This is a genomic window from Nonomuraea lactucae, assembly GCF_003313395.1.
GTDB lineage: Bacteria > Actinomycetota > Actinomycetes > Streptosporangiales > Streptosporangiaceae > Nonomuraea > Nonomuraea lactucae.
Window position 1 is genome coordinate 1 of record NZ_QNFZ01000114.1, and the last position, 1,366, is coordinate 1,366.

Sequence of the window (1,366 nt, forward strand, 5' to 3'; positions counted from 1 at the left end):
CGCGCGCGGGCGGGGGACGGTCGGCGCAGGCCGCGCCCGCCAGCATCAGGGCGAGGAGCGCCGCCCGGACGGCACGGCATCGGCGAGCAGCCGGGCGGCGCCTTCCCGCACGCCTGGAGGCCAAGATCATTCCACTACGGTGGAACGCCCGCCCCCGTCCGGGTCATGCGGCACGCCAGCCTTATGGCAACATCCGACCGGATCCGTACCCAGATCACGACGTTCCGCCATTGGCCGGGCGCCCTGCCCGCCATTGGCCTGCCCGCTATCGGCCTGCCCGCTATTGGTCGGGCGCCTCCCTGGGCTCGGCGACGGCCATGATCAGCCGCAGCTCCTCGTCCCCGTTGTTGGCGTAGCGGTGGGGCCGGTCGGCGGCGAAGAGCACGGCGGCGTCGGTCCTGACGACGTGGCTCCTGCCGTACACGGTGAGCGTCAGCTCACCCGCGAGCACGGTGAGCATCTCGCGGGTGCCGGGCGGGTGGGAGTCGCCGTCGTGGTGCTCGCCGGGAGCGAGCCGCCAGTCCCACAGCTCCAGGATCATCGGCGAGTCGGCCCCGACGAGGAGCCGCGCCTTCACGTCGCCCTGCGCGAACGTCACCACGTCGGCCGGCTCAACCACCCTGACCACCGGGACGTCGGCGACCTCGACCAGCCGGGCCAGGGTCACGCCCAGCGCGGAGGCGATGCGGGTGAGCGTCGAGACGCTGGGGTTGGTCCTGCCCTGCTCGACCTGGACCAGCATGCCCCGGCTGACGCCGGACCTGGCGGCCAGCGCGTCGAGCGTCAGGCCGCGGTGGGAGCGCTGGGCTCTGACGTTGTTGGCGATGGCCTGGGTGATCGTCTCCGGGTCCTCCATGAAGTCCAGTGTAGTGAAAAGGATTTGCACTCTGGTGCACCCTATGTGTTGTACTAAGAGTGCAGCGGAGTGGACTGAGGACGGTGAACATGACTGCAGTGATCCTCGCGACAGCATGCGCGTTGGTGTACGGCACGGCCGACTTCCTCGGGGGTCTAGCGGCGAGGCGATCCCGCGTGCTGTCGGTCGTGGTGCTGTCGCAGATCGCGGGACTGGTGCTGATCCTGGCCCTGCTGCCGGCGCTGCCCGGCCTCCTCAGCGGCGGCGCGCTGCTGTGGGGCCTGGGCGCCGGCGTGGCGGGCATGAGCGGGCTGGTGCTGTTCTACCGGGCCCTGGCCACCGGCACGATGTCCGTGGTGGCCCCGGTCGCGGCCGTGACCTCCGCGGCGCTGCCGGTGGTGTTCGGCCTGGCCAACGGCGAGCGCCCCGAGCCCCTCGCGCTGGCCGGGGTGGTGCTGGCCCTGGGCGCGGTGCTGCTCGTCAGCCAGGACGGGCAGGGGGCGAGGGGCC

At 72.3% G+C, this 1,366-nt stretch carries 2 protein-coding genes; one reads left to right on the forward strand and one right to left on the reverse strand.

Going from position 1 to position 1,366, the window contains the following annotated elements:
• Window positions 1-280: 280 nt before the first annotated feature.
• Window positions 281-856: a helix-turn-helix domain-containing protein gene (locus DQW85_RS08075; RefSeq protein WP_113699749.1), complete on the reverse strand. Its 576-nt coding sequence runs from the start codon at window positions 854-856 to the stop codon at window positions 281-283.
• 89 nt (window positions 857-945) lie between these two features.
• Here DQW85_RS08075 and DQW85_RS08080 point away from each other — a divergent pair.
• A partial coding sequence (locus DQW85_RS08080; RefSeq protein ID WP_338043367.1) for an EamA family transporter occupies window positions 946-1,366 on the forward strand: 421 nt, incomplete at its 3' end.

Excerpts from the sequence above, each read along its gene's own strand:
- DQW85_RS08075 (WP_113699749.1), bottom strand. The coding sequence starts at position 856 with ATGGAGGACCCGGAGACGATCACCCAGGCCATCGCCAACAACGTCAGA.